This is a genomic window from Pengzhenrongella sp., from assembly GCF_036565025.1.
GTDB lineage: Bacteria > Actinomycetota > Actinomycetes > Actinomycetales > Cellulomonadaceae > Pengzhenrongella.
In genome coordinates this window covers 1-4,896 of record NZ_DATCNW010000238.1, presented here as the reverse complement: position 1 = coordinate 4,896, position 4,896 = coordinate 1, and the positions used below count along the sequence as shown (strand labels likewise).

Here is a 4,896-nt window from a genome sequence, read left to right as displayed (position 1 = left end):
GCTCAGCAGATCACCCTGCCTCGGCGTCAGACCCAACGTCATCGACTACTCCTGACCGCAGCGGCAACCCTCACCCGCGATCCTCCCCGAGCGTCGCCGCGCAACCGGACACCGCCACGCGAAAAACACCAGCCACCTAGGACGTCAACGCTCGGACGTCACGGGGGATGGATGGGGGGCGAGCGGGTCGGGGTCGGGGCGGACCTGGAGCATCCAGCTGGCGCAGGCGGCTACCAGGAGCGGGACCACGAGTGCCCCGCCGACCGCCGGGATGACCACGCCTGAGTCGTTGACGGCGAAGCCGATCCCGAGGGCGACCGTGAGCGCGATCAGGCCCGGGCGGAGCAGCGGCGCGTCGGTGCCGAGCTGGGTGAGCGGGGCGCCGGCGGACAGCCAGCTGAACGGGCCGCCGTCGGGCGCGCTGGCCAGGGTGCGCAGCGGGCGGCCGAGCACGAGCAGGACCAGCGCGATCCCGGCGATAGCCAGCACCGTGAGCGGGCTCCCGAACAGGATCGCGACGTTCTGCGAGCCCTTGCGCATGATCACCGGCCAGACGCCGCCGTCGAGCACGGTCTGCACGAAGCGCCCGAGGTGCGTCTGGGAATCTGCCGGCCGCAGCCAGTCGAGCACCGCGAAGCCGATGACAACCCCGGCGCCCGCGCCGAGGATGGCGAGCGCCTTCCCCCAGCCGATCCGCACTCCGGCAGCGAGCAGTGCAAGCACGGCGAACGCCGGCACCAGGGCGGGTGGGCCACCGAAGTCGCTCCCGACGCCCGGCAGTCCGTCGAGCGCGGTGGCCACCACGCCGATGACGCCGACCACGACCGCCGCCCGCTTGCGCATTCCCCGATGCACGAGCGGGTTGGCGATCGCGACCGCGAGCAGGATGGTCGAGGCCGCGAAGAGCGCGAACGCCTGGTTGTTGAACCCGTAGAACCGCGCGCCCACCAGCGGCTGGACGCCCATGACCGCGGAGACCTGCAACCGGCCACCGGTCGTGATGTCGGCCGCGATCACGATCGCGGTGACGGCCGCGACCACGCCGACCGGTCCGAGCAACCACGACTTCCAGCGGGGCAGCAGTGCGACGCCGGTGATGATCGCGACCCACCCGATGATCAAGGCGCTGAGCGCGTACGACGGCGGCGACGCGCGCCACCATGGCGTGAGGTTGGCCAGGAAGGTGGCGACCGGGAACGACGCGACCGCCACACCGGCAAGGCGCAGGCCCGAGAGCACCGCATTGGGTCGCTTCGTGAGCTCGTGCGCGACGGCCCGCCCCACGCGGCCGGGCAGCACGCGGTTCAGCCCGCTGCTCAGGGACGCCAGCACGACGCCGTTCAGGCCGAGCGTCACGAGGGCGTACAGGACGAGGTTGACCACGACCAGCAGGACGAAGAACACCGGCGTCAGCGGCTTGACCGCCCAGGCGTGCACGTCCTGGTCGATCATCGCGGCAACGCGCTCGCTCGCGAGCTTCGGGCCGGGCACGGTACTCACGGGCGACCCGGCCAGGGATCCGACGGGCGCCGAGTCGCGGGCCCCCAGCGCGGACAGCACCGTCGGCGTGAGGTCGGTCGGCATGACGTACCCGGGTTGCCGCGTGGAGCGCGTCTCGAGCAACGTCCCGGCGTACGGCGCGCCGCCCGGGACCACGCTCGGCCCCGTGGCGATCGCGAGCTGCAGGTGCGGCTGGCGGCCGGAGTCCGCGAGCGAGGTCACCAGCACGGTGGCCTTCGTCCCGGACTCGTCGATCGCGTCGAGCACGGCCCGGATGCGCTCGTCGATCCTGCGGGCCTGGTCCGAGCGGGTGGGCTCGGTCACGGCGTCCGGCGCGGTGAGGTCACCCTCGGTCGACTCGCCGGGCTTGGGGGTCGTCGCCGCGCCGGGGTCCGGCTGGCCGTCGCCGTTCGCGTCAAGGCCGGATGCGGGCAGGTTCACGGTCAGCTGACCCGGGTCGCGCACCGTGCCGGCGTCGACGACGACGAGGCGGGAGGAGTGGAGCGCGCGTCCGACGCGGTTGGTCAGGTCGCGGGCCGCCCCGGGGCGCCGCAGGTGCTCGCCGACCGGGAGGCCCTTGGAGTCGGACAGCGCGATGGCGGCGCCCGGTCCGATGCCGGTGGCCGTCACCTTCGCCTTGGCGAGCGCGTCGCCGAGCAGGCCGGGCTTCGCGGAGTAGCTCGCCTCCTTGGCGGACTGGAGGTAGTCCGCCCAGCCCGGAACGAGCTTGTCCGTGCTCGGCTCGCGCAGCGTCCGGCACTCGCCGTACTTCGCGCCGTCGATGTCGTCCGCGCGGGCGCCGGCCGACAGCGCGAGCCATCCGTCGGCGGGGCAGGCGAAGGATCGCAGGCTGCGGGCGGCCACGGTCCCGACGGATCCGGTCCGGGAAAGGTCCCACAGTGCGGGGGTGGTCAGGGCGCCGACGTCGTCCCAGCGCAGGCCAGTCGTGCCGATCACGACGACGGGCCCGCGCGCCGGGTCGTCGGCGGAGCCGGTGGTCGTGGTGGTCGTGGCGGTCGTGGCGGGGACAGCGGAGGGTCTGGCCGGTACCGTGTCGGCCGCGCCTGCCGCGGACACTCCGCCGAACATCGCCACCGCTCCGATCGCGAGCGCTGCCGCGGCGGACAGGGCGCGGGCGAGGACTGCTGGACGGGGCACCGGGACAGCCTACGGGGCTCCCGATCGCCCGGTTAGGCTCGACCCCGCACGCGTGGACTCCCGCGCGAAACCTGCTTGCGAGAAGGAGCACACCGATGGCCGGCTCGACCCGACTCCCGCGCTATGCCTACCTCGGACCTGCGGGGACGTTCACCGAGGCCGCCCTGCGCCAGATCGCCGGGCCCGACGAGGCGCAGTACCTGCCGATGGTCGACGTCGTCTCCTCCCTCGAGGCGGTGCGCTCGGGGCGCGCCGACTTCGCGGTGGTGCCGATCGAGAACTCGGTCGAGGGTGGCGTGACCGCGACCCTTGACACCCTCGCGACCGGGCAGCCGCTCGTGCTGCTGCGCGAGGTGCTGGTGCCCGTGACGTTCGTGCTCGCGGGGCGCGCGGGCACCGAGCTCGCGGATGTCACGCGGGTGTCGACCCATCCGCACGCCTGGGCGCAGTGCCGGCGCTGGTTCAACGCGAACCTGCCCGCCGCGATGCACGTGCCGGCGACCTCGACGGCGGCCGCGGCCGCGCTGCTCGCCGAGACCCCGCCCGACCACGACCCCGGTTTCGACGCGGTGCTCGTCGCCCCGCTGAGCGCCGAGCTGTACGCGCTCGAGGTGCTCGCCGACCACGTCGCGGACAACGAGACGGCCGTGACGCGCTTCGTCGTCGTCGGGCTGCCCGGTGAGCTGCCCGCCCCGACCGGCTCGGACAAGACGTCCCTGGTGGTGCACCTGCCGAGCAACGAGGCGGGCGCGCTGCTGGAGATGCTCGAGCAGTTCGCGGCCCGCGGGGTCAACCTGAGCCGGATCGAGTCGCGTCCGCTCGGTGACCTGCTGGGCCGGTACTCGTTCTCGATCGACGCCGAGGGGCATCTCGCGGAGGAGCGCGTCGCGGAGGCGCTGATCGGGCTGCACCGCGTGTGCCCGCACGTGCGCTTCCTCGGGTCCTACCCCCGGGCCGACGGCGCCGCGACAAACGCGAGCCCCGGCACCGCCGACGCCGACTTCGAGGGTGCCCGCCGCTGGGTCGAGTCCTTGCGCGCCGGTTCGACGCCGACGTAGCGTCCGACGAACCGCGAACCGCGAACCGCGAACCGCGAACATCCCCACGAGCTCTCCAGGCGACGACGTCTCCCGGTGCGACGCTCGCGACCCCCGCGCCCCGGGGGCTTGGGGTAGGGCGCTCGTCCGGTCTCACGTGCGGTCGCCGCATCGGGCGGCATTGATGCTCATTCGAGCATGAAGGCGGGGACGCTCATCCCGGTGTGCGGATCGGTCTTCCGCGTGAAATCGAGGTCGTCGGGCGGTGCTCCCGGAGGCGATGCTGCTCCCGGGGGCGATGCTGCTCCCGGTGGTGCGCCGGGTTTGCGCCCGATGACGTGCCCGGTGGGGTCGGTGAACGTGTAGTCGACCGTGGCGAGCGTCCCGCGAGGCTTCGGGACACCGTTCCGGTCAGCCAGCGGGACGGGGTGCTTCCTGGTGATGCTGAGGTCGAGTCGGTGCACCTCGTGATGATGGAAATTACACAAAAGGATCCCGTTGTCGACCGACGTGGAGCCGAAGTCGCGTTTCCACCAGCTGATGTGGTGCACCTGGCACCACCGGGCGGGCTGGTCGCACTCAGGCCACGCGCAGTGCCGGTCCCGGGCGATGACCGCGCTGCGCTGCACCCCGGTGAACAACCGCTCCGAGCGCCCCAGGTCCAGCGGGTTGCCCTGGGCGTCGATCACGATCCGGGTGAGATCGCACTCGCACATCACGAGCGCCAGCTCGCTGGTCGGCACCGGGGTGCCGTCCTCCAGCGTCGCCGGCGCGTAGCTGAACGGCACCCTCGCCCCGCCAACCGCGTTCACCGCGCCACCAGGTGCATCGACCGACCCGCATCCGCCGACCGCCCCGAGGCCGATGACCGGTCCGAGCTTGTTCACCCGGCCGATTCCGTCCACCGCGCCGAGCCCGTCCACCGCGCCGGGCCCGTCCGCGCGGCCGAGCCCGTCGATCGGACCGACCTCGCCCGCGGACCCCTGTCCGCCGACCGGCATGAGCCCGTCGATCGGACCGATTGCGTCGACCGACCCGAAAGCGTCGCCACCGTCGTCGGCGGCGGTGTTGTCCTGGACGGGCCCGAAGCCGAACGTGGCGCGGGACCGGTTGGTCGTGTCGCGTTCGCTCTGCACGGCCACCCAGGTCTCCTCGGTCAGGATCAACGTGACCTGAGGCGGGACGTGCGCGTCGGGCTTGT

The 4,896-nt window shown here is 73.0% G+C and carries 3 protein-coding genes; 1 reads left to right on the top strand and 2 read right to left on the bottom strand.

Translation table 11 applies throughout. The features are described from left to right. Nucleotides 1-144 precede the first annotated feature (144 nt). Complete coding sequence (locus VIM26_RS14070; RefSeq protein WP_331952220.1) at nucleotides 145-2,658, bottom strand: hypothetical protein; 2,514 nt, start codon at nucleotides 2,656-2,658, stop codon at nucleotides 145-147. A gap of 95 nt (nucleotides 2,659-2,753) precedes the next feature. Between VIM26_RS14070 and pheA the strand changes: the two genes are divergently transcribed. Beyond that, nucleotides 2,754-3,716 carry a prephenate dehydratase gene (gene pheA, locus VIM26_RS14065; RefSeq protein ID WP_331952218.1) on the top strand — a complete coding sequence of 321 codons (963 nt, stop codon included), beginning with the start codon at nucleotides 2,754-2,756 and terminating at the stop codon, nucleotides 3,714-3,716. A 167-nt stretch (nucleotides 3,717-3,883) separates the two neighbouring features. Here the strand turns inward: pheA and VIM26_RS14060 are convergent. Next, nucleotides 3,884-4,896, bottom strand: a 1,013-nt coding sequence (locus VIM26_RS14060) for an HNH endonuclease (RefSeq protein ID WP_414696490.1), incomplete at its 5' end; no start/stop codon positions are given.

Bases quoted from the DNA above. Each gene is read 5' to 3' on its own strand.
- pheA (WP_331952218.1), top strand. From the start codon at position 2,754: ATGGCCGGCTCGACCCGACTCCCGCGCTATGCCTACCTCGGACCTGCG.